General features: G+C 40.3%; 24 protein-coding genes and 1 pseudogene. 8 read left to right on the forward strand and 17 right to left on the reverse strand.

The window, feature by feature from the left end:
• Positions 1-316: 316 nt before the first annotated feature.
• The 3 genes from NIES592_RS23165 to NIES592_RS26350 all read right to left on the reverse strand — a co-directional run bounded on the left by NIES592_RS23165 (position 317) and on the right by NIES592_RS26350 (position 2130).
• Positions 317-529, reverse strand: coding sequence for a hypothetical protein (locus tag NIES592_RS23165; RefSeq protein WP_073557033.1), 213 nt, complete (start codon positions 527-529; stop codon positions 317-319).
• 110 nt (positions 530-639) lie between these two features.
• Positions 640-1779 (reverse strand): Get3/ArsA fold putative tail anchor-mediating ATPase NosAFP, encoded by a 1140-nt coding sequence (locus NIES592_RS23170; protein WP_073557034.1) that lies wholly within the window; start codon positions 1777-1779, stop codon positions 640-642.
• A gap of 204 nt (positions 1780-1983) precedes the next feature.
• Positions 1984-2130 carry a DUF454 family protein gene (locus NIES592_RS26350; protein ID WP_071846734.1) on the reverse strand — a complete coding sequence of 49 codons (147 nt, stop codon included), beginning with the start codon at positions 2128-2130 and terminating at the stop codon, positions 1984-1986.
• A gap of 236 nt (positions 2131-2366) precedes the next feature.
• On the opposite strand from NIES592_RS26350, the gene NIES592_RS25500 reads away from it, so the two are divergent.
• A complete protein-coding gene (locus NIES592_RS25500) occupies positions 2367-2576 on the forward strand; it encodes a hypothetical protein (RefSeq protein WP_178379619.1) in 210 nt (69 codons plus the stop codon).
• On the opposite strand, the gene NIES592_RS23185 is transcribed toward NIES592_RS25500, so the two are convergent.
• Positions 2573-3745 carry an ATP-binding protein gene (locus tag NIES592_RS23185; RefSeq protein ID WP_073557035.1) on the reverse strand — a complete coding sequence of 391 codons (1173 nt, stop codon included), beginning with the start codon at positions 3743-3745 and terminating at the stop codon, positions 2573-2575. The two genes, NIES592_RS25500 and NIES592_RS23185, sit on opposite strands and share 4 nt — an antisense overlap.
• 398 nt (positions 3746-4143) lie before the next feature.
• Here NIES592_RS23185 and NIES592_RS23190 point away from each other — a divergent pair, with 398 nt between their 5' ends.
• Positions 4144-7008: a cation-translocating P-type ATPase gene (locus tag NIES592_RS23190; protein WP_073557036.1), complete on the forward strand. Its 2865-nt coding sequence runs from the start codon at positions 4144-4146 to the stop codon at positions 7006-7008.
• Here the strand turns inward: NIES592_RS23190 and NIES592_RS24785 are convergent.
• The 11 genes from NIES592_RS24785 to NIES592_RS23245 form a co-directional block, all read right to left on the reverse strand.
• Positions 7005-7253, reverse strand: coding sequence for a hypothetical protein (locus tag NIES592_RS24785; RefSeq protein ID WP_143168398.1), 249 nt, complete (start codon positions 7251-7253; stop codon positions 7005-7007). The two genes, NIES592_RS23190 and NIES592_RS24785, sit on opposite strands and share 4 nt — an antisense overlap.
• A gap of 154 nt (positions 7254-7407) precedes the next feature.
• Positions 7408-7671: a type II toxin-antitoxin system RelE family toxin gene (locus NIES592_RS23200; protein WP_073557037.1), complete on the reverse strand. Its 264-nt coding sequence runs from the start codon at positions 7669-7671 to the stop codon at positions 7408-7410.
• On the reverse strand, positions 7664-7942 hold the full coding sequence (locus tag NIES592_RS23205; protein ID WP_073557038.1) for a hypothetical protein: 279 nt from the start codon (positions 7940-7942) through the stop codon (positions 7664-7666). Before NIES592_RS23205 ends, NIES592_RS23200 begins: the two co-directional genes overlap by 8 nt.
• A gap of 198 nt (positions 7943-8140) precedes the next feature.
• Positions 8141-8506 (reverse strand): hypothetical protein, encoded by a 366-nt coding sequence (locus NIES592_RS23210; RefSeq protein ID WP_073557039.1) that lies wholly within the window; start codon positions 8504-8506, stop codon positions 8141-8143.
• 228 nt (positions 8507-8734) lie between these two features.
• Entirely contained in the window at positions 8735-9058 is a 324-nt protein-coding gene (locus tag NIES592_RS23215) for a hypothetical protein (RefSeq protein WP_073557040.1), read from the reverse strand.
• A gap of 408 nt (positions 9059-9466) precedes the next feature.
• The gene (locus tag NIES592_RS23220) at positions 9467-9835 is read right to left on the reverse strand and encodes a hypothetical protein (RefSeq protein ID WP_256678206.1); all 369 of its coding nucleotides are present in this window, start codon (positions 9833-9835) and stop codon (positions 9467-9469) included.
• An 80-nt stretch (positions 9836-9915) separates the two neighbouring features.
• Positions 9916-10299, reverse strand: a complete 384-nt coding sequence (locus tag NIES592_RS23225; RefSeq protein WP_073557041.1) for a hypothetical protein — start codon at positions 10297-10299, stop codon at positions 9916-9918.
• Positions 10300-10442: 143 nt separating this feature from the next.
• Positions 10443-10991: a hypothetical protein gene (locus tag NIES592_RS23230; protein ID WP_071588135.1), complete on the reverse strand. Its 549-nt coding sequence runs from the start codon at positions 10989-10991 to the stop codon at positions 10443-10445.
• A gap of 57 nt (positions 10992-11048) precedes the next feature.
• Positions 11049-11621 carry a CAP domain-containing protein gene (locus NIES592_RS23235; RefSeq protein WP_062246213.1) on the reverse strand — a complete coding sequence of 191 codons (573 nt, stop codon included), beginning with the start codon at positions 11619-11621 and terminating at the stop codon, positions 11049-11051.
• Positions 11622-11733: 112 nt separating this feature from the next.
• Positions 11734-12231 carry a globin domain-containing protein gene (locus NIES592_RS23240; protein ID WP_073557042.1) on the reverse strand — a complete coding sequence of 166 codons (498 nt, stop codon included), beginning with the start codon at positions 12229-12231 and terminating at the stop codon, positions 11734-11736.
• Positions 12232-12278: 47 nt separating this feature from the next.
• Positions 12279-12815, reverse strand: coding sequence for an AbfB domain-containing protein (locus NIES592_RS23245; protein ID WP_073557043.1), 537 nt, complete (start codon positions 12813-12815; stop codon positions 12279-12281).
• A gap of 540 nt (positions 12816-13355) precedes the next feature.
• On the opposite strand from NIES592_RS23245, the gene NIES592_RS23250 reads away from it, so the two are divergent.
• The gene (locus NIES592_RS23250; protein WP_073557044.1) at positions 13356-13766 is read left to right on the forward strand and encodes a fibronectin type III domain-containing protein; all 411 of its coding nucleotides are present in this window, start codon (positions 13356-13358) and stop codon (positions 13764-13766) included.
• 90 nt (positions 13767-13856) lie between these two features.
• Here NIES592_RS23250 and NIES592_RS23255 read toward each other — a convergent pair whose 3' ends face one another.
• Both NIES592_RS23255 and NIES592_RS23260 read right to left on the reverse strand, forming a co-directional pair.
• The gene (locus NIES592_RS23255; protein WP_073557045.1) at positions 13857-14342 is read right to left on the reverse strand and encodes a DUF3368 domain-containing protein; all 486 of its coding nucleotides are present in this window, start codon (positions 14340-14342) and stop codon (positions 13857-13859) included.
• Positions 14335-14586 (reverse strand): UPF0175 family protein, encoded by a 252-nt coding sequence (locus NIES592_RS23260; protein WP_009454344.1) that lies wholly within the window; start codon positions 14584-14586, stop codon positions 14335-14337. The genes NIES592_RS23255 and NIES592_RS23260 overlap by 8 nt, the downstream gene beginning before the upstream one ends.
• A gap of 242 nt (positions 14587-14828) precedes the next feature.
• Here NIES592_RS23260 and NIES592_RS23265 point away from each other — a divergent pair, with 242 nt between their 5' ends.
• The 5 genes and pseudogenes from NIES592_RS23265 to NIES592_RS26090 form a co-directional block, all read left to right on the forward strand.
• Positions 14829-18308, forward strand: coding sequence for an AAA-like domain-containing protein (locus NIES592_RS23265; RefSeq protein ID WP_073557046.1), 3480 nt, complete (start codon positions 14829-14831; stop codon positions 18306-18308).
• Between the two features lie 15 nt (positions 18309-18323).
• Positions 18324-19415 carry a cellulase family glycosylhydrolase gene (locus tag NIES592_RS23270; protein WP_073557047.1) on the forward strand — a complete coding sequence of 364 codons (1092 nt, stop codon included), beginning with the start codon at positions 18324-18326 and terminating at the stop codon, positions 19413-19415.
• Between the two features lie 112 nt (positions 19416-19527).
• Positions 19528-19656: a hypothetical protein gene (locus tag NIES592_RS26085; RefSeq protein WP_256678207.1), complete on the forward strand. Its 129-nt coding sequence runs from the start codon at positions 19528-19530 to the stop codon at positions 19654-19656.
• A gap of 206 nt (positions 19657-19862) precedes the next feature.
• Positions 19863-20312: a hypothetical protein gene (locus NIES592_RS23275; RefSeq protein ID WP_016866548.1), complete on the forward strand. Its 450-nt coding sequence runs from the start codon at positions 19863-19865 to the stop codon at positions 20310-20312.
• Positions 20313-20371: 59 nt separating this feature from the next.
• Positions 20372-20644: pseudogene (locus NIES592_RS26090) on the forward strand (IS701 family transposase); the annotation flags it as partial.
• Positions 20645-20701: the final 57 nt, after the last annotated feature.

The raw sequence follows: 20701 nt of genomic DNA on the forward strand, positions 1-20701 counted from the left end.
ATGCTGATCAAACCGAAAGTTTAAAAAACTTTGCATTGAAAAAAACTTACACAACGTGTATTGTTACCTAATGTCAAATATGCTGATAGCAAAAGTCTTCTTTAAGAAGACTGAAAAAGAAGTTGACTTACTGACATTGGCGCAAGGTTTGAGTTAAGGAAATTGGCTACGAATTTCCTTAAGGGGTTCGGGATTTGCGTTTCCAAAATCGCCATAGAGAAACCCCTAGCAAACCTAGCATGATAATCCAACTGGTTGTAGTAGAAAAATCAAAGTTGTCCATTAGGTAATCTAACTTCAAGTAAAAGTTTTACATTTAAGAGACAGCCAGACTCCTCCTCACAAATGCCGCTAACTCTGTGGCTAATGCAGTTACTGCTTCTGCAACCCATTCAGCAATCAAGCCAACTACTATTTCTGTCATGAAGCTGGCGATCACTTCAACAATCACTGACCTAACCCACTCTGCCAAGACATGAACAATAAATTCAGTTATAGCTTCTGTCACTAATGTGATTAACCAACCCATACGTTCACCTGTTATGGAATCAATTCAAAATCTCAAATCCGATAATGCTGAATAAGGTACAAGTCTCTAAATTTATCTGTGTAAGCAATCCAAAATCCAAAATCCAAAATCTAAAATTGAATGACCTTACCCTGTTGTTGCTTCTCTTCAAAAGTAACTATCAAATATGGTTCTTCAAATTTACCTGATTGAATAGCTAACTTTTGCAAATCTGGAGGTAAAAAGATATTTCGTCGTTGCTCCCCTGCTTCAACAGTAAGTTCATTACCATGTTGAGTTAATTTAACCTGTTTTTTAGTGAATCCCGGTAAAAATACAAATAATTGACGAGATTCTAGATCTATTTTGAGTGGCAAAGGAGCCTGATGATTGTCGTTAAAATCAGGTAGGGCTTGCAGCAAAGGGTTCCAATTATCCTCTTTTAAAGCTGGAATGGGAGTAACACTCAACGGAGCAAAGACTTGCTGTAAATCGCTGATATCTTCGCTTTCCTGGTATTGATAAGCTAGAACTCCATTGGCGACCAGATTTATTTGCTGAGCGCTCCCCCAAAGCCATCGAGTCTCAGCGATCGCTCCTGGTTCATTATGAGTCACTAGATAGGATGTCAGCTTCCTGGGATCTCCCACAACAGCAGTACCTTCAGCAATCCAACTGCGGATTTGCTCTAAACCTTGTTGCACTTTTGCAGCATCCACATTTGCTGAAACAATAGCAGAAGCAATTGGTCCACCAATAGAATCAGCAATTTTGTGTAAGCTAAATCCCTCAAACATCTTCCCAAAACGCTGAAAATACCAGTCCAACATCCCTGGTATGCCTAACATCCGCAGCGTTTCTAAGTCTCCCCGACTATCATAAACTATGACTTCATAATCGCCACTCTGATAGTATTGGCGCATAGCATTAAAATACAGCAGGCTGTCAAATCCAGGGAGCAAAATTAACTCTCCTGAGTAGATCTCTTCAGAGTCAGGTATGGGGATATAGAGGGACAATAGTTGCTTAACTTCTTCCCAGGTTTGATCCAGCATTGTTGTAGCTTGCAACTGCAAAGCTTGGAGATTGGGAGCAACAACCTGGGGAATATGCGTCAGCGGCGTTTTCAACAAAATTTCAGCATTGGGACTAGGGTTATGAGTGACAAACAGTACTTCTTTTCCTTGTTGAGAAAACCATTTGGCAGTGGCGATCGCTATCGTTGTCTGCCCTGTCCCTGCTTTACCTATAAATGTAATGATTCTGCTCATTGAAATATTAACCTTTCACTCTAGAATTACTGAAATCCATGTGAAAGTTAGGTGTTAGAAAAACTCTAGCCGATATAAAGTAGAGTTAATTAACCCAGAAGATAAATATTCAAGTAATTCTATGTGAGTTAGGAGGAACTAATGAAATTGGCTAAAATTTGAAAAAAATTGACCAATCGTGAAAAAAATTGGTCAATTAAAACATTAAGGTTCTAGAGCACAAAAGCAAGCGGCAGCTACTAGAAGAAATGGAGTACCAGGAATCAAAGGCAGAAGTATCCCAACAATACCAATAACAGCGGATATCGAGCCAACAATAATTCTTGCGGCATTTCTCATCTGCTTAAACATAATTCATTTTTCCAAATACTTGCGATGTCCTACTAATTGAAATGTAGCAGAAAAATTACTCCTTGACTCAGAAAATTAATAGTGCGTTACTATACTAATAGTTGATTGCAACGATAAGCTAAAATTCATCCCATTGCCTAGTTTTAATAAGAAGTTCTATCATCCTTGCATTGAATTGGTGGTAAGGTAATGTTAATGGTAATGTATTCCCTTGAAACATAAAATTTGAGGTACTTATGTACTCTTCCTTGAGCATTGCCCCTAGAAACGGTGGTTGGACTCAACGGTTCAATCGGTTAATGCATACACTTGCGTTGTTGCTTCCCAATATTTTATTATCGCTGAGCATATCTATTCTTGGCTCAATCATTCTGACCATTTTTGCCTATGGCTTGAGTGCGATCGTAGGGTTTCCGATTATGCCCTTTTTCCTGATCATCATTTAACCTAGACGGTGCTTCAGCCAGAATGCTAACAGCGGCATTGCTATGCGATAGCCATATTTAGAACCGTAAACAAGTCCTTTTTGTTCCAATCCAGCCAGCGCCCCTTGCAAACCTCCTCCTCTAGAAAGTTGGTGTTTCTCAATATACTCGCGTGAGTGAGGGCTATCAGTTGGGTCAAGAGCTAGACTTTCTAAAACACGAGCCTGAATAGGTGGAAGCAGTAAAACTAAGGACTCAAAAGTTAGAGATAGATCTTCTACTAAACTTAAAGCACTACGGTGGACGTGGTGAGTTTGAATTAATCCGTCTTCAAAAGGATAAACTACTGAGGATGATTGCAGTTCAGAACTCATGACTCCAGATGCATTTTTCTTAGTGCCTTCATCTTTCATCCTTGCAAAAGCTCGACAGTCTAGCCAAATTCGCCGGGCAAGAGCTATCGCATCCCCCAGATGACCTTGAACGTAGTTAAGAAACATATTAAGTGCTTGACTATCTGCTTCAAACTTGAGTCCTTCTGCTGCCATCGCATCTATAATCCAAGACTGGAGGTCTTTGCGCTCCAGAGGTGCTAAGGTAACAACATGCAAATTGCTTTCATAAACCCAGGGTTCTGGAACTGTAGCAATGAGGACATAGCTAACACGGTTTTGCCGCTCAACTTCCTGGCGTAAATAATCTTCCCACTTACGAGTTCGATCCCAAGAGCGGATGTGAGGAAAATTTTGAAATACTAACACAACTCGGCAATCAAGCCATTCTGCCATCACTTGCGGTAGGGTCAACAGAGCTTGTAGGATAACCCAATTATCCTTAGACGGGACGTGCCATACTAAGCGAGTGTGTCGCGTTAAATATTGTTCCAGAATCAACGGATGTTCAGTACTCCATCTTTGGATGAGTTCTAATTCAGCTGGATCTGAGAATACTTGCAGCAGTCCTTCTGCCAACAGTTCCAAAAAGCGAGAAGAATTTGTTGCTCGCAGACAGTCAATTTCCAAAACCCTAGCTCCTATCTGTTGAGCAGCCCACCAGATGAGCGCTCGTCGCCCATTTCCTGGAATACCTGCCACCATTAGGTCGCCATCCTGAGCAAGAATTGTGCTGACTTGCTCTAGTTCTGCCTGCCTGCCTACTAAATATCGCGGAACGAAAGGATTGCTGACCATTTTTTGCTGGGAGTAAGGGTTAGGGATTACTATACGCTTAAGGTAAGAGTTATTATTGGTAGATATAATTTTAGATTATACCTAATACCATTTAATAGTATTTAAATACTTTACAGATACTATTATTTATTTCCATAAATTTAAGAATCCATTTGAGTTGTGAACAATTCAGCTTGCCTAGATCCCGGATTTTTGGAAAAGTCAAGGGTCTTGTTTTTCACATACCGGTACTTTTGAACTGCTATCTGCTTACTTTAGTAATTACTAATCGATTAAAAGTACTGAATAGTGTTATTAATTAAACTTATAGTAAATACTATTTAATAGTGCTGTATAGTAATATAAGTACTATTAAATATTGCAATTATCCCTAACAGCATTACTAGGAATTTCGATTCATGTCTTCTAGTACCATATCAGACTCAGCTTTTGCGAAGCCTGAAGCTCCGGCTTGGCATACCTTGGAGGTTAATCAAGCACTCCTGAAGCTGAACAGCGATCGCACCTCTGGTTTAACAACCACACAAATTACAGAGAAACAGCGGCATTACGGTGCTAACGAATTGGTAGAGACAGGAGGGCGTACACCCTTAGAAATCTTCTGGGACCAGTTCAAAAACATCATGCTGCTGATGCTGATTGCAGTTGCGATCATCTCTGCAATTTTGGATATTCGCGAATCTTTTACAGTTGGGAAGTTCGTGTTTCCCAAGGATGCTGTCGCAATTTTTGTAGTGGTAATCTTGAATGGCGTACTAGGTTACATTCAAGAAAGTGGTGCCGAAAAAGCTTTAGCAGCACTAAAAAACCTAGCTTCATCAAAAGTGCGAGTCATCCGGGATGGTAAGCCAATAGAAGTAGAGTCAAAAGAACTGGTACCAGGAGACATCATGCTGCTAGAAGCTGGAGTCAAAGTAGCAGCAGATGGACGCTTGGTAGATGCTGCGAACTTGCAAGTGCGAGAAGCAGCCCTCACAGGGGAAGCACACGCAGTCAACAAACAAGCAGAAGTGCTGTTACCCAAAGATGCGCCCTTGGGCGATCGCATCAATCTCGTCTTTTCAGGAACAGAAGTTGTTCAGGGACGGGCAACAGTTCTAGTAACTGAAACTGGAATGCAAACAGAACTGGGCAAGATTGCCACCGCACTCCAATCAGTGGAATCTGAACCTACCCCGTTGCAAAAGCGTATGAGCCAGCTGGGAAATACCCTAGTTATGGGTGCCTTAATACTAGTGGCGATCGTCATAGTGGGTGGTACTATTTTTAATCCCTCCCTGTTTGAAGAATTAGTAAAAGTTTCCCTCAGCATGGCAGTTGCCGTTGTTCCAGAAGGTTTACCAGCAGTAATCACCGTTACCTTGGCACTAGGAACCCAGCGCATGGTCAGGCGTAACGCTCTCATTCGCAAACTGCCTGCTGTAGAAACTCTTGGTTCTGTTACGACGATTTGCTCAGATAAAACTGGAACTCTGACCCAAAACAAAATGGTAGTGCAGGCACTGCATACATCTAGCAGTTCTGTCAGCATCACAGGAGAAGGCTACAGTCCTGAAGGTCAATTCTACGAGATGGGTATGGTAAACCAACCATCTAAAATGATTTCACCTCAACAGCAACCAGAACTTTTGGCACTCATGCTTGCCTGTGTGCTGTGTAATGATGCAATTTTGCAAAAAGAAAGTGGTGAGTGGGTAATTTTGGGAGATCCGACAGAAGGCGCATTACTTTCTGTTGCAGCTAAAGCTGGGTTGCGCAAGCATGAGCAAGAGGCTTATTTCCCTCGCGTTGCAGAATTCCCTTTCTCCTCAGAACGGAAGCGCATGAGTGTAATGGTGGAGACTCACAGAAGTAATGAACTACTTTCTCCAGTCAATAATCTACACCTTGCACCCTACGTCATGTTTACCAAGGGGTCGCCAGAGTTAACCCTAGAACGTTGTACTCATATTCAAGTGGGGAATCGTTGGCAACCGATCACAGATGAACAGCGTCGAAAAATTCTCCAGCAAAATAATCAGCTTGCCAGTCGAGGTCTGCGAGTTTTAGGATTTGCTAGCAAACTCCTAACAGAATTGCCGCCCGAAGCTTCTGAAGATGTCTCCGAAAATGGACTGACATGGCTAGGATTAGTAGGAATGCTAGATGCACCCCGCCCTGAGGTGAGAGAAGCAGTAGCAAAATGCCGGGCAGCAGGTATTCGCCCTGTTATGATTACTGGAGATCACCAGTTAACAGCGCAGGCGATCGCTGAAGACTTAGGTATTGCGAAAGTAGGCGACTTATGTCTTACCGGACAAGAACTAGAAAAACTCAGCATGGCAGACTTGGAGGCAGAGGTTGATCGGGTGAGCGTCTATGCTCGTGTCTCACCAGAACATAAGCTGCGGATAGTCCAAGCACTGCAACATCGTAACAATGTAGTGGCAATGACCGGAGACGGAGTCAATGATGCTCCAGCGTTAAAGCAGGCAGATATTGGCGTGGCAATGGGAATCACAGGTACAGATGTCAGTAAAGAAGCCAGCGATATGGTGCTTCTAGATGACAACTTTGCCACAATTGTATCAGCCATAGAAGAAGGGCGTGTTGTTTACATTAACATTCGCCGCTTCATCCGTTACATTTTAGGTAGTAACATTGGCGAAGTACTGACTATTGCTGCTGCGCCCCTATTAGGATTAGGTGGTGTGCCGATGTCACCATTACAAATTCTCTGGATGAACCTAGTGACGGATGGTGTTCCTGCCTTAGCTTTAGCAGTGGAACCAGGTAGACCAATTGTCATGCAGCAGCCACCCAAAGATCCCAAAGAAAACATCTTTGCTCGAGGTTTGGGAGCTTATATGATTCGCATTGGTTGTGTCCTTGCCATCGTAACCATCTTAATGATGACGTGGGCATACAACTTTACGCAGCAGAACACGGCAGGCGGAACACTTGACCCAGACCGTTGGAAGACAATGGTGTTCACTACCCTATGTCTAGCTCAAATGGGACATGCCCTTGCTATTCGTTCCAACACTCGTTTATTCATTCAGATCAATCCCTTCTCCAACCCCTTTATCCTAGCTTCTGTGATTTTAACCAGTATCTTACAACTGTTGCTGATTTATATCGAACCACTCCGAAACTTCTTCGGTACTCACTACATTACTTTTCAAGAACTGATGGTTTGTATTGGCTTCAGTGCTATTATCTTTATATGGATTGAGGCCGAGAAGCTATTTATTCGCTGGTTCTTCCATCGACAAAGAGGCTAAGACAAAGAGGCTAAATTGATTTGAGCGCAACTTTTAGACTTGTCCCAAAAAATAATCTTAACAGGGGGCTTTGCTGAACAATATGAATTATGCGATCGCCATATTTTCACAGAGGCAAAGCCCCTATCCGAAGTGAATATAGTAGCAATACCGCCAATTAACGCCACTGCGATCGCACTAATTGCAGTCCACGCTTGTTTACTAATACCTTGCTGTTTTTCAGATTCTTTTTCTGGTTCGGTCATATAGCACTTGTTGCTTTTGGAAAAACTACCAGAAACACCTATCAAGGTGTAACTGGAAGCGCTTTTCGATATTTCCACAGCATTACCAACAGCAACGCCGTCAGTACTGCCAAGATAAAAAACGTACTCTGCAATACTTATAGAAAAATATCATTCATGATTCGTATGCTTCGCTACGATGAGCGATCGCCGCAACAAATACCTGTACTAACTCATCGTTTATCGAGTAGATAACCCTATAATCCCCGATTCGGTAGCGATAGTACCCTGCATAATCCCCTTTGAGAGCTTTAATATTTGGATGGGAACGCGGAGTTTGTTCTAGCTGTTCCAAACATCGAGCGATTTTTTTCGCTAGGGTTTTGTCAGCGTTGACATACACTTCTTGAGCATCGGGATGTAGCAGGACTTCATACATCGGAGCGAAGAGTTCTCCAGTTTGCGTATTGGGTTTTAGGGGTTGCTTGGTTTTTTTTAATTCGCTCTAACAATCCAGGAATTGCTACAAGTTCTTGGGTTGCAGCCTCGCTTTCAGTATTTGCCAAGTAAGCCGCAAAATCAACAAGTACCTGTAAGCGTTCCGGTGATAGTTGCTTGAGTAAATCATTAAGTTGACACTGCAACTCTGTCACAGATATTAAATCTGCTGACGAGTGATCGTCTATTGGGGAATTATCTGTGGTACTCATTTTCTGCTTCCCAATTTTCTTGGTTTAGTGTTTATTGTAAGGCAACAAATCGTTGGGAAATATCTATCTCGCTATTATCGTTTAGGATAGGGAACTTGGAGCGATCGCACAACCCAATACCGAGTCTATTTTAGGTTTCCAATATCTTATGTTGGGTAAGCGCAGCGTCAACCCAAGCTACTCTTGCTATCTTGCTAATCAGCGAATATTAACTCCAATAATCTGTGGCTTATCATTAACACAGCTCCGAATGAGTAATTGAACTTCCTTCTTATTCATAAATGCGTTCAAGAGAATTGTGTGAAATAAGCTGTGATTGGGATCATTTGAGTTTGTCGTATAACCACCATTAGTGACTGAGCAGTGATCGGGATTGACGAGCGGAGCGCTATGGTATACTGCCATACTGCCCCAACCTACACTAATAACATTGACTAAGCCCCACTCAGAAAGTATACCTAGATGTTGAGCTTGAGCTTTATCCTGATGGCTGATGAGGGTAGAACCAATCGTAGTAGCAGATAGAGTTAGTATTAAAACAAAAAGTAAAATACGTCTGAGCATAATATCTCTTGGAATTTGCTGTTTTGACAAAGAACTCTAGGTAGAAAAATTTGTAAATGCCCGACGGTAAAGATATACATCTAAACCATATTTTTCAGCCCTATCCTTGTAGATTGAGTGGAGCGATGACAATCTGTAGCGGAATCAATTTTTTTGATTTGTATTAAGTATCAATCATCCGCTTAACCCGACCTTTTATCTTAAGGGTAGTGATAGACAGTTTCTATCCTATGTAATCAATATTCCACTTACTTTGTCTTCATTCATTGCCATCCGGACGACAAATTCATCTCCACCATCAGCGAAACTAAGTTTCCACAGATAGATTTGATATTCGTGTTGTTTGAGATTACCGAAGTAAGTAATGTTATAACCCTCTAGCATACGTGGTGATAGTTGGGAGCTAACCGAGTCAAACATTTCTTTGCTAATCCCTGTCTTATAATCAGAATCTCCAACTGTCAGGAAAAGTTCGTAATTTGCTGTTGTTATGGCATCCAAGATTGTCTGTAAACTAGCAATTGTATTTTCTGGAGGATGTGTCAAACTCATAAATTATGCACTGTTAATTAATTCTGGGAATTGTGGTTAAGTGGGTAGGTTGCGTTAGACGCAGGATAAATCTTTGATGCTAAACGAAAAACGACGAAAAAGCTCATTAGGCATAATATTTTCCTTTTAAATAAAATTTCCAGCGATGCTACTGCATTTTTTATATGGAAGCGATCGCTTATTCTATGGAGCGACGCACCACCAACTTAACCGTTAATTAAGATTAGGTATAAACAGCCGCAGCTAACTTCTGCCTTTCTTAAGGAGTAAGGGTAGATTTAAGTCAGTAGCGATCACATTCTTCTCACAAGTACTTTGCTCTTTCTCACTGTTTTGGTTCCACAATGTCTCCAAAAGACAGAGCATTACTGCCGTTACGTGTGTTGTAAGCCGTGAGCATAGCAGCTTTCAGTATATTCGTATGAAGTCACGTAATTTAGGCTCACTAAAATCTATGTTGACAGTATCTAAAGCCTGTGCCAACTTTTGAGCCGACGCAGAAGCAGATGGAGGAACAGTCGGGACAGGAGTAGTTTCAGATGGTGAACTTGATGTTGTAGAAGATTGTGAAGGAGTAGTTTCAGATGGTGAACTTGATAGTGTAGAAGGTTCTGAAGAAGAAGTAGAAGGTGATGGACTAGGCGAAGGTTGGTTGTATATTACGGTGAATATAGTAACAATACCGCCAATTAACGCTACTGCGATCGCACTAATTGCAGTCCACGCTTCTTTGCTAATACCTTGCTGTTTTTCAGATTCTTTTTCTGGTTCGGTCATATAGCACTTTTTGCCTTTGGAAGAACTACCAGAACTTAACAGCCAGTCAATACAAAGTGAAAAATTGGTGTGGCAAAAAGTTAAGGACCAACACGGGTCACTTGCATACAACCCTGACCGTCATTATAAACCTGCACGATCGCGTATTGATTTGACTGAACTAATAAACTCACATATTTAGCTGCACTTGCACTGTTGTCACAGATTGTAGTTGGTTCACCTGGTCTTAATGCTCGATCCGACCAGGTACACTGACCAGGAGACAAACCTTGAGTTGCAGCACCATCTCCAGGTTGGAATCTGATTCGCACCCCATTTCCACCATCATTTCTGATGCTCAGTGTACCCCCACCACGACAGGTCATGGGATAACTTTGTTGAGCATGTGCGGTGTCTGTAGCTAGAGTTGCAGTCAAGATTGCAGCAACAGCAGCAGCCCTAGAAAACTTAGAAAATAATGTCATCTTTTGACTCCTTCCACATGTTTGAGGTTTAACAGCCGACACTTAAGCGGACAGCAATTATGTTTTGTATAATCACGTCGGTACTCAAGCTTCCGTATCCCTTTACATAGGTATTTTGGAACACAAAGGAATTTTTCCTCATCCTAACGTGAGTGCGGCAGGACGAAATTATACCCTTGTGCTACATGACTTCCACCTGCTGCACAACGCCCTTTCTCAGGGTATCCGTCGTAAAACATTGCTTGGCATTTATTGCAAAATCTCCAATCCGTTTGTGCAGTTGGTGTTCCTGGAACATCGTGTGGTAGCACGTAAAGAAACGTATTATCTGCCACATGGCTTCCACCCGCCGGACAACGTCCTTTTCCTGAATAACCGTTAAAAAACATCGCTTGGCATTTTTTGCAGCAACGCCAATTTTGTTGAGCGGTTGATGTTTCTGGACTACCAAATGGTAGGCGGAATTCATACCCTTGCGGTACGTGAGTTCCACCAGCTGCACAGCTATTGGAGTTTGCATCAGTGTAAAACATCACGTAGCATTTATTGCAGAAGCGCCAATATGGTCGATCTTGGTTGACGATTAAACTCGCACTTACCTTACTAAGTGGACGTATTAGTTCGACAATGAATAGACTGCCAGCAAACTGCAATAATCGGCGCTTTGACACCTGTGAGCTTCTGGGTGACATAACGAATTTTTCCCCTAATTATTAAATATCAATCATCCGCCTAATCCAACCTACGCCTTACTGAGCATGAATAAACATTTGCGCGAGATAGTATTCGCCTTTGTCATTCACGGCAACTCCTATTCCAGTTAATTCAGTTTGACTCAAAATATTATTTCGATGATCGGGACTATTCAGCCACCACTGAACTGCTGGTGTTGCAGGATCGCTATCACAACCAAAGCAGGTATACTCATTTTCGTAGTAAGCATAACTATTATGGGGGAAGAGTTGTGACAATGCTTGCCCTCGCTGCTCAATTCCTTGATGTTTGAGAGCTTTTCCTGCATTAGCCATTTCTTGAGCATATGCTTGCACTTGCTGATTTATGCAAGCATCTAGTTTTAGAGGCGCGAGACCTTGAGAAGCTCGATACTGATTAACTTGGTTGTATACGCTTTGTTGTATTTGGGCTAAATTTGGATTTAGCTTATAGATATAACATTTTGTCACAACATTAGGTCGAGTTATGATACCTGATGGTCTTGCGACTTGAGCTTGAGTTTGATCTTGGTAGCTAATTAAGGTAGAACCGACTGAAGTCGCGGATAGAGTTAATATCGAAATAGAAAGGAAAATACGTCTGAGCATATATATCACCTTGGTTTAAAAGCATAACTGAGTCGCTCACCATGTTGAGATTTGGCGATCGCCTAAGCTGGGTGTTCTGTGCGATCGCACCTACCCACTCAAGCGGCTTCAATTAACTCGATGTTTCAGGTTTGTTAGCTTTCGCTAATCGCTCAGTTAGTTCTCGATCTTCTTGTTGATAAATAGCCTTTTCTTTTTGAATAAAAATGTTTGCTAAAGCAGCATAAGCTTCAGCCCACGCCGCAATAACTTCATCAGTTGCAGCATCTTGCAAAACATCTTTCATTGCCTGCAAAAGCTTTTCGCCAATCAGTGAATACTGTTCGGGCAGTATGCGAGTTTCTACATGACGATGGGCAATGTGTTCTACTGCCATAGCCAACTCATCTAGGCGGTCAATATGAGTAGCATAAGCATAAACAGCCGCAGCTAACTTGTGTGCTTGCTCACCACCGTCTAGATGCTGCATCCACGTATTTTCAAAGCCGCGTTTATAGTCAGGTCGATCTGCAAAGGTAATTTCATACATCCGCCTGGTAATCTCTTCACCTTTTTCTCTAATAATCGGTGCAGTTGCCTTGACAATTTCAATCGTTTTTTGACTAACCATTATTTAAAATTCTCGCCAAGGGAGCTTTGAATGATGGGTATATTGCGCTACTTGAGATAGAGAGGTGTGGTAATACTAAACGTCGCGTCCTTTCTGAACAGATCACTACCGTCTGAGGCGTCTATCCACAACTCAAAATTCTTGTGTCGTATATAGTGTCCAGGAAAATTAAGGGATTCAAATGAAGAAGCATTATTATCAAAGAGTCCAGGCACATGGCAAAACGTAGCATCTTCCCTAAAAAGCTTCTGATTGATTCTTCTTGCCAACTTCAGCCGAAAATTTTCGTGTCTCAAGAAGTAACCTGGAAAGTTGACGGACTCAAATGAATTACATTGGCTATTTGCTAACCCTGGAATAAGTCTGTAGGTTGCGTCTTTCTTTCCCAGCTCGTCACTGATTGGCTCTATGTAGCCCAAGTAATTCTTGTGGCGAATATAATGATCGGGAAAGTTATACGAACTAAAGGAAGTAAATTGACTTTTGGTTTGAGAATAAACTGGAGATGATGTCAGCAAAATCCCACAGACTGACAAACCTAAAGTTGCAATACTCAATATTTTTTTGAACAATTTAAATTTCATAATTATTCCAATTTATTGTTTTTACAAGTTGTGATTTTAAGTTTGAGTAATTTGGGCTTTCTCATCACTAACTAAGATTATGTGTTCTCATTTAATAGCTGTCTATACCTAAAAAATCAGTATTTAAATTGGGAATTTTTAAACTAAAAAACCAGTTTTATATAAAATATCAGTAAATGTCATAAAAAGTCAGTTGCAGATCAGACTACTTTTAATTGCGACCTCTAATATCTAATCAAATAAGTAGCCATACATGGTTAAATTTAAATATTACGTCAGTTAACAATCTAGACAAAATAGTTAACATAAAAGGATTTAGCTTACCTAACATTACTGATTCAATACTCTATTGAACTCCTGACATTTTCTGGATCGACAGCCATAAAATTACGATGCATAATTCCAATCAAGGCTGAATTACTCAGATCTTGCACCAACCCCATATCCCGCTTTGATAACCAGTGTAATTAATTGCGATCCAAAAAAGTAATTTCAGTCATCTATTCATCAAACATTATTCAATTAAAGTAGATATAAATCATGTCCAAAAAATATTTAGGAACAGTCTTAGCAACTCTCACCACTCTGGGTGGGTTGGGTACATTAACACTTCTTCTGACTCCAATATCCGTTGTACAGGCTGGTTTTGGTAACGACAATATAGGTTGTGCTTACGATCGCCCTTGCATAGATAATCTCTATCAAGACGGTAATAGCTTAGTCATTCATTGGAATGGCCAGGAAAACTACGATACTTACAATGTGCGTTGGTCGCGTCCCGGTAAAGATGAGGTTCAAATCAAACGCCCTGGAGGTGGAAGCGGAGACTTTAGAGTCAATAATGTCTATTCGGGGACTACCTATACTTTTAAAGTCCAGGGCTGTAACACGCATTTCTTAGGACGTTCAACATGTTCTCCTTGGGAACAACAGTCAATTACAGCTAATTAAACTTGGAAGTATCAAGGGGTTTCCTTTCCTTAAGTCTTCACTGGGACTTAAACCGTCAATTTTGTCCCAAGGTTTGATTGCTGCCATCGTTTATTCTCCTACTAATATCAATGCTTGATTGATCACTTGGTCAGATAGATACATTCCACAGAGACGCAGTTGTTCTATAACCGGACGCGCTGCTGGAATTACCCCCCGTTGTTTGGCAGTAAGAACTATACCTAGAGTTCCTCGTACCGGGATTCCTAAAGCTATTGCACAAAGACGGGCTGCTAAATCATCCAGAATTACTTCTGTACCAGTATTTACATAAGCCCAAGTTAACACAGCAGATTCACCAGCGCCTAAATCCCAACTTTGAATAATTGCGGGAACAGATGGTGTAGCAACCTCTACCAGCCAAGAAGTAGTTGCTAACGCCATTGCGGTTACATCCGTCTGTCCGTATGCTTGAATTTCATGGGCTACAGCCTGGGGAACAATAATTTCTGGACTGACTATCTGCAATAGGTGGAGAAAGCCACCCTTAGTCAAAAAAATCAGTGGGGAGGTGTTGATTGCAGGACATTCAGCCACGGTTTAACTCTTGTTGCAAGTCATCAAAGTCTACAGCAAACACATCTACTTGCTCACGGGCAAGGGCTGCAAGAAAATCACGGCGGTTCAAACCTGCAATTTGAGCAGCTTTTTCCTGGGAGACTTCACCCTTTTGATACCAATAAATAGCAGCAGCCAGCCGCATATCACGCACAAAGTCATCTGGGGGAAGACGACGGGCTGAGAAAACTTCTTCAGGTAAGTCTAAATTTACTCTGGTCATGGGTTTCTCCACAAATTGATTGGATGGCTTGGTGCTGGTGAAAGGATAATTTTACCAATTATTAAATTAAATGACGCTGAATGGCAATTTTTATAATCTCACACCCTATAGAAATGATTTCGTAAATAATCGTAAATAATCCAGTTTATGCTTTAAAAGTACTTGCTAAAAGAACGAGATAAAGTACTTTTGATAATTTTAACAGTTATAATCTGGATGCTAAGATTAGCCATTGAAACATCATGACAGCTTTTAACTATTACAAACTTGGAGGTAGTCTAGAATATCAACACCCAACTTATGTGGTGCGTCAAGCTGATTATGACCTCTATGAAGGCTTAAAAAATGGAGATTTGTGTTATGTCTTAAACTCGCGGCAGATGGGTAAGTCTAGCTTGCGAGTTCATATTATGAAACAACTGAAAGAGCAAGGTATACAATGTGCATCGGTTGATTTGACAAGAATTGGTAGCCATGTCACACCTTCTGAATGGTATGGCGGATTTGTTTCTGAGCTATTGCGGGGTTTTGGTTTATCCAGAAAAGTGAATTTTGGAACTTGGTGGCGATCGCAGGAATTTTTACCCCCAAAACAAAGATTAAGTGAATTGATTGATGATGTATTATTAACAGAATTTACTGGCAAAATTATCATTTTTGTTGATGAAATTGATAGCATTTTAAGAATAAAATTTAAAGATGATTTTTTTGCTTTTATTCGTGCTTGTTATAATCAACGATCAGATAATTCAGAATATCAACGCCTCACCTTTTGCTTATTGGGGGTAGCGACTCCTTCTAATTTAATTGCTGATACAAACCGCACGCCTTTTAATATAGGAAGAGCTATCGAATTAACTGGATTTAAATTAAATGAAATAGACGCTTTAATTCGAGGTTTTGAGGGAAGAGTTGCTAGACCAAAAGCGATCATGGAAGAGGTGTTAAAGTGGACTGGTGGGCAGCCATTTTTAACTCAGAAACTGTGTCAACTAATTTGTAATTCTAGTTATTCATTCCTAGAACATCAGGAAAAGCAATGCGTAGAGGAATTGGTGCAAAACCAAATCATTGAAAATTGGGAAGCACAGGATGAACCAGAACATTTACGAACAATCCGCGATCGCCTCACGCTAAATGCGGAAAATCAAACTGGGCGACTATTAGGCTTATATCAGCAAATTTTACACCAAGGAGAAATCCCCGCAGATGATAGCCCGGAACAAATGCAACTACGTCTGACAGGGTTAATTGTGAAGCAACAGGGAAAGCTGCAAATTTATAATCGCATCTATGCAGAGATATTTAATCAAGCATGGCTCGACAAAATCTTGACAAATATTCGACCCTATGCACAAGCGTTAAATGCTTGGGTAAATTCTAATTTTCAAGATGAGTCGCGTTTGTTGCGTGGGCAAACCTTGCAAGATGCCCGCAATTGGGCAGCAGATAAAGGTTTAAGCGATTTGGATCGGAGATTTTTAGATGCTAGTCAGGAATTAGAAAAGCGGGATGTTCAGAAAAGATTACAAGCAGAAGCAGAAGCGTCCAAGATTTTAGCAGAAGCAAACGAAGTTTTATTTCTAGCTAATCAAAAAGCTAAACGACGGATTCAGATTGGCGGAGTAGTGTTAGCGATCGCCCTGATTACAGCAATAGTTGCAGGAATTTGGGCAAATACGATGATCAAAGATATACAACGAGAAAGAATCAAATCCTTAAGCATCTCTTCCACTGCTTTATTAAACTCCAATCAAGAACTTGATGCTTTAGTCACAGCCCTCAAAGCAGCTATGCAATTACAATCAACAACTTGGGCAGATGCTAACACTAGAGAATCAGTAAGATTAGCATTGCAACGTGCAGTTTACAAAGTCAAAGAACGAAACCGCTTAGAAGGATACAATGATGCCGTCAGAAGTGTAAATTTTAGTCCAAATGGTCAAAATATTGTTACTGCTAGTGAAGATAACACAGTTAAACTTTGGAGTATTGATGGCAGAGAAATCAAAAAATTCACTGCTCCAAATCAGATTTTTATCAGTGCGACTTTTAGTCCAGATAGCAAGATGATTGCTGCCATTAGTGCAAATAACACCGTCAAAATTTGGGGTTTAGATGGACGGGAAATTATCACTTTCCAAGGGCAAGATGAAGAGGAGTTTGTGAGCAGTATTTGTTTCACCCCTGATGGTAAATTAATTGCTGCTCCTAGTGAAGATAATACAGTCAAACTTTGGAATATTAAGGGACAGGCAATTAAAATTCTCAAAGGGCATAACGACTCTGTGTGGAGTATCAGTTGCAGCCCTGATAATAAAACTCTTGTCACAGGAGATCAAGAAGGAGTTGTCAAAATTTGGAGTATTGATGGACGAGAACTCAAAACTTTTAAAGCCAGCAAAAAATCGATTTTTGGTGTGAGTTTTAGCCCAGATGGTAAAGCGATCGCCACTGCGGGAGGAGACAACACAGTCAAACTGTGGAGTTTAGATGGACAAGAATTGAAAAATATTGGCAGACATGAAAACTATGTTAATAGTGTCAGCTTTAGTTCAGATGGTCAGACAATCGTTTCTGCTAGTGCTGACAAAACAGTTAAACTTTGGAGTATTGATGGCAAAGAACTGAAAAAGCTCAAAGGACATAATCATTCTGTCTTTAGCGCCAGTTTTAGTCACGATGGGAAAATCATAGCCTCTGCTAGTGCTGACAACACAGTTAAACTTTGGAGTATTAACAATCAAGAACTCAAAACTTTCAGTGGACATAATGATTCTCTTTGGGCTGTAAATTTTAATCCCGATGGGAAAATCATTGCTTCTGCTGGAGATGATAAAACTATTAAACTTTGGAGTCTTGATGGTCAACAACTTAAATCCATTAGCCCAAACAGTAACCTCGTTTGGAATCGAGTTTGGAATCTTAATTTCAGTCCTAATGGTCAGATAATTGCTACTGCTAATTCCGAGAAAACAATCAAACTTTGGCATTTAAATGGTCAAAATCTGAGAATTTTCACAGGACACAAAGACGAAGTTATTGATATCAGCTTTAGCTCTAATGGTCAAACCCTAGTGAGTGCTAGTTATGATGGTACAGTCAAACTATGGGCTATTAACGGTCGAGAACTGAGAACTTTTAGAGCAAATGCTGGTAAAGTTCGGAGTGTTAATTTTAGTCCCAATGGTCAGACAATTGTCTCTGCTCATAATGACGGCACAATCAGACTTTGGAACTTAGAAGGTAAGAACCTCAAAACCATCAGAGGACATAGTAGTTATGTTACCGATGTCCATTTTAGCCCTGATAGTCAAATAATTGCCTCTGCCAGCCGGGATAACACTATTAAACTCTGGAGTTTGGACGGTCAGGAACTCAAAACACTCAAAGGTCATACTCCCGGAGAGATTAGATTTAGCTTTAGTCCTGATGGCAAAATTTTGGCCTCTGCCAGCGCTGACAACACAATCCGACTTTGGCAGGTAACAAATGGTCAAGAAATCAAAACTATTGAGGGAAATGGTTATCCTTTCTGGAATATTAGCTTCAGTCCTGATGGCAAAAAAATTGCCTCTGTCAGTGAGGATGGACTTGTTGAACTTTGGAATGCAGAAACTCTAGATTTTGAGCAGCTAATTGCTAGGGGCTGCAACTGGTTGGATGATTATCTAAGAAACAATTCTCGCCTGAACGAGAAAGATAAACAGATTTGTAAATAAAGACAAGAAGATACTATGAATCGTCGTGAATTGTTAGCTTGGGCTGGTATTGGTTGTCTTGCCAATTTATCGCTGTCCTTTGTAGCTGCTGGTCAACCCTCTAATCTCAAAAAAAGCGATCGCACCTCTACCTTATATACCAAGGGTAGATACTTGTATAACTCCCTCGGCAACAAAGTTATTCTGCGAGGAATCAACCTACCCCTGCTGGATGACTGGGATTTTCCCAAAACTGATAAGCTAGCAGAACTAGAAAAAACTGGAGCTAACACTGTCAGAATTCAATGGTACAAGGATTATGGTCAAAGCGATCGCCCCGCTTATACAATTGCAGACTTGGATAATTTTCTCACCAGATGCAAGGCAAGTCGGATTATTCCGGTACTGGGTTTGTGGGATCTCACTTGTAACCCTGATGTCAACCTGTTAAATACCCAGTTAATTCCCTGGTGGACTTCTGAACCTGTCCTGAATGTTCTTAAAAAACATCAAAAGTATCTGATCGTCAATTTAGTGAACGAATTGGGTGTCTATCGCTGGGCTAACAATCCTACTAGTGCATTAAATACTTTCAAGAATGTCTACAAAACTGCTATTACAAAAATACGCCAGCATTTACATTTACCACTTATGATTGATGCGCCCGATTGTGGTCAATCTATTGAAGTTTTTACGAAAATTGGTAAGGAGTTAATTGCTCACGATCCTGACCACAATCTCCTATTTAGTGGTCACGCTTATTGGGCTGGTCATAACGGAATACCACATCTTAAAACAGCTATCGATGCTAATCTACCAATTGTTTTTGGTGAAATTGCCAATAAGCAAGACAAAGAACTCAATGGAAAAACCCAATACTGCTATTATGACCTTGATGGTAGTAATCAAAACCACGCACCCGAAAATGGTTTTACCTATCAAGCATTTTTGCGGCTGTTAAAAGAAAAGGAAATTGGCTGGCTTGCTTGGAGTTGGTGGAAGGACAATTGCACAGAACGCCAGATGTCCCAAAATGGAAATTTTTCCAATCTTACACCCTACGGCAATGATATTGTCAACAATTCTATCTATGGCTTGAAGGTAACAGCTCAAAGAGCAAAATTTTAGCCATTCATCTATCTGCCTTAAGCCGATGAGCGCGTCTACATCTGTGTTCATCTGTGTTAATCTGTGTTCGTTTTTCCTCTAGTGGACTTAATGCCAAGCTGCTATATCTTTAATGTTAGAACTTACGCTCTATACAAATCGACTATCATCTGTACTAGCGGAACTCGGTCGTTTCAGGCTGTTGATGACAAAACTAAGGACAGGTAGCGAGCGATCGCGCTTTGTGGAAAAATCAGATTGAAAGGCATTGAAAACCCAATTACATACTTGATTGTTTTTGTCAATGCGTAAGTTCTATATTTATATTATTATTAATATTTTTTAATTTCTCAATGTCTATATATACTGTAAAATTTTATTAGTTCATAAGATGTGCGATTTAGAGATATTTGTTCGAGAAATATAAACAGTATAAAACTCTAACCTTTTATGTTCTGGAGATTTGTTATGAAAAAAAATAAATTATTATTATTAATTACTTTAATAGTAGCATCAGCATTTATCAATAATAGTGTAGCAAAAGCAAATAATTCACGGAAATTAACAATCATAAATAAAAATAAACAAGTAATAGTTTCTGCACATATTAAATCAGAAAATTCTGATAAATGGGAATATGCTTTTGATGATGTAGCGAAAATGCTTATGCCTGGTGAATCCATATCTATAAAATTAAATCCTAATCAGTGTATTTATAATCTAAGTTTTCTGTATGGTAATGGAAGTAATGGTAGATTTCGTGTTAATGCATGTCAAAGTTCTGTTCTAAATGTTGTTGGAAATGGTGGTACTTACCGGAGTCATGGTCAAGGTAGAGAACGTGATTATATTCTTATTCCACCAGCAATTCCAGTAGAAATACGATACCCGGATACTGGAATCCAGCATATTAGATAAATTTCGCGATCAACCCCCCAACCCCCGCTCTATGCATTATAAACATCTTTCTTAACAGAAAAAATGAATTTATTAAAGTTCATGGCACGCATTGGGGAATTAAAACTTTCCACAGAGCAGTCAAACAGTTATGTGGCATATGTCGATTCATGGTTAGAGATAGCCATGCAATAAAAACACATATATTTTGCTCACTTCAAGTATTTGTTCGTTTGGAAAAGATGCGTTCTGAAAACAGAATTTCTAATTGGTATGAAGTACAAAGAAATTTATTCACAAAAGTTATTTGTGAATATGTTTTAAATAACTTGAGTCCTGCCTGTGTAGTTTGACTCCATATATCTGTTTTTTTATCAATGCGTAAGTCCTAAATGTATCGAACACCGATA

This window comes from Fischerella major NIES-592, from assembly GCF_001904645.1.
GTDB classification, from domain to species: Bacteria; Cyanobacteriota; Cyanobacteriia; order Cyanobacteriales; family Nostocaceae; genus Fischerella; species Fischerella thermalis.

What these genes read in the sequence shown, in the direction of transcription:
- NIES592_RS23270 (WP_073557047.1), top strand. Translation starts at nt 18,324, where the DNA reads ATGAATCGTCGTGAATTGTTAGCTTGGGCTGGTATTGGTTGTCTTGCC.
- NIES592_RS24785 (WP_143168398.1), bottom strand. Translation starts at nt 7,253, where the DNA reads ATGACCGAACCAGAAAAAGAATCTGAAAAACAGCAAGGTATTAGTAAA.
- NIES592_RS23190 (WP_073557036.1), top strand. Translation starts at nt 4,144, where the DNA reads ATGTCTTCTAGTACCATATCAGACTCAGCTTTTGCGAAGCCTGAAGCT.
- NIES592_RS23265 (WP_073557046.1), top strand. Translation starts at nt 14,829, where the DNA reads ATGACAGCTTTTAACTATTACAAACTTGGAGGTAGTCTAGAATATCAA.
- NIES592_RS23235 (WP_062246213.1), bottom strand. Translation starts at nt 11,621, where the DNA reads ATGCTCAGACGTATTTTCCTTTCTATTTCGATATTAACTCTATCCGCG.
- NIES592_RS25500 (WP_178379619.1), top strand. Translation starts at nt 2,367, where the DNA reads ATGTACTCTTCCTTGAGCATTGCCCCTAGAAACGGTGGTTGGACTCAA.
- NIES592_RS23170 (WP_073557034.1), bottom strand. Translation starts at nt 1,779, where the DNA reads ATGAGCAGAATCATTACATTTATAGGTAAAGCAGGGACAGGGCAGACA.
- NIES592_RS23260 (WP_009454344.1), bottom strand. Translation starts at nt 14,586, where the DNA reads ATGACCAGAGTAAATTTAGACTTACCTGAAGAAGTTTTCTCAGCCCGT.
- NIES592_RS23215 (WP_073557040.1), bottom strand. Translation starts at nt 9,058, where the DNA reads ATGAGTTTGACACATCCTCCAGAAAATACAATTGCTAGTTTACAGACA.
- NIES592_RS23205 (WP_073557038.1), bottom strand. Translation starts at nt 7,942, where the DNA reads ATGAGTACCACAGATAATTCCCCAATAGACGATCACTCGTCAGCAGAT.
- NIES592_RS23230 (WP_071588135.1), bottom strand. Translation starts at nt 10,991, where the DNA reads ATGTCACCCAGAAGCTCACAGGTGTCAAAGCGCCGATTATTGCAGTTT.
- NIES592_RS23240 (WP_073557042.1), bottom strand. Translation starts at nt 12,231, where the DNA reads ATGGTTAGTCAAAAAACGATTGAAATTGTCAAGGCAACTGCACCGATT.
- NIES592_RS23275 (WP_016866548.1), top strand. Translation starts at nt 19,863, where the DNA reads ATGAAAAAAAATAAATTATTATTATTAATTACTTTAATAGTAGCATCA.
- NIES592_RS23210 (WP_073557039.1), bottom strand. Translation starts at nt 8,506, where the DNA reads ATGCTCAGACGTATTTTACTTTTTGTTTTAATACTAACTCTATCTGCT.
- NIES592_RS23225 (WP_073557041.1), bottom strand. Translation starts at nt 10,299, where the DNA reads ATGACATTATTTTCTAAGTTTTCTAGGGCTGCTGCTGTTGCTGCAATC.
- NIES592_RS23185 (WP_073557035.1), bottom strand. Translation starts at nt 3,745, where the DNA reads ATGGTCAGCAATCCTTTCGTTCCGCGATATTTAGTAGGCAGGCAGGCA.
- NIES592_RS26350 (WP_071846734.1), bottom strand. Translation starts at nt 2,130, where the DNA reads ATGTTTAAGCAGATGAGAAATGCCGCAAGAATTATTGTTGGCTCGATA.
- NIES592_RS23165 (WP_073557033.1), bottom strand. Translation starts at nt 529, where the DNA reads ATGGGTTGGTTAATCACATTAGTGACAGAAGCTATAACTGAATTTATT.
- NIES592_RS23250 (WP_073557044.1), top strand. Translation starts at nt 13,356, where the DNA reads ATGTCCAAAAAATATTTAGGAACAGTCTTAGCAACTCTCACCACTCTG.
- NIES592_RS23245 (WP_073557043.1), bottom strand. Translation starts at nt 12,815, where the DNA reads ATGAAATTTAAATTGTTCAAAAAAATATTGAGTATTGCAACTTTAGGT.
- NIES592_RS23220 (WP_256678206.1), bottom strand. Translation starts at nt 9,835, where the DNA reads ATGACCGAACCAGAAAAAGAATCTGAAAAACAGCAAGGTATTAGCAAA.
- NIES592_RS23200 (WP_073557037.1), bottom strand. Translation starts at nt 7,671, where the DNA reads ATGTATGAAGTCCTGCTACATCCCGATGCTCAAGAAGTGTATGTCAAC.
- NIES592_RS26085 (WP_256678207.1), top strand. Translation starts at nt 19,528, where the DNA reads ATGTTAGAACTTACGCTCTATACAAATCGACTATCATCTGTACTAGCG.